At 69.4% G+C, this 607-nt stretch carries 1 protein-coding gene; it reads left to right on the top strand.

Features of this window, described 5'->3' with window-relative positions:
* The coding region (locus BN1121_RS19210; protein ID WP_043597392.1) for a Gfo/Idh/MocA family oxidoreductase at positions 1 to 585 on the top strand (585 nt) is incomplete at its 5' end.
* Between the last annotated feature and the right edge of the window lie 22 nt (positions 586 to 607).

The following is a 607-nucleotide window of genomic DNA, read 5'->3' as shown; positions in this document are numbered from 1 at the left end:
CCCTCGGTGCGTCCGCGCTGGAGAGAGGGGAGTGGCCCCGGTGCCGGGCTCTGGTTCGATCTCGGGCCGCACCTGCTCGATCAGGCATTGCAGCTGTTCGGTGAGCCTGACTGGGTGCAGGCGGACATCGCCGGCCAGCGCGAGGGGGCGATGAGTGACGACTACTTCGAGGTGATCCTGGGCTATGGCCAGCGTCGGGTGCTGCTGCGTGCCGGCTCTCTGGTTTCCCACGCGGTGCAGCGCTTCACAGTGCACGGGACCCGCGCCAGTTACGTCAAGTCCGGGCTGGACCAGCAGGAGAGCTGGCTTAAGGCAGGGCTGTTGCCCGGCCAGCCCGGTTGGGGCGAGGGAGAGCGCCAGGGTCTGCTCTACAACCAGCATGATGAGCAGATCGCTGAGGTGGCCATCCCCCCCGAGGCGGGAGCCTACGCCAGTTATTATCCGGCCGTGGCTCGCGCCGCTGCGGGGCGGGGGATCAACCCGGTACCGGCCGACGAGGCGCTGCGGGTGATGGCGCTGCTGGCCCTGGCCCGCGACAGCGCCGAGCAGGGGCGACGCCTGCCCTGCGGGTCAGTTTCTGTCTGATGATGCCGCCTTCGGGCGGCAT

This window comes from Aeromonas diversa CDC 2478-85 (assembly GCF_000819805.1).
In the GTDB taxonomy this organism is placed as follows: Bacteria; Pseudomonadota; Gammaproteobacteria; order Enterobacterales; family Aeromonadaceae; genus Aeromonas; species Aeromonas diversa.
This window is presented reverse-complemented; position numbering and strand designations above follow the sequence as displayed.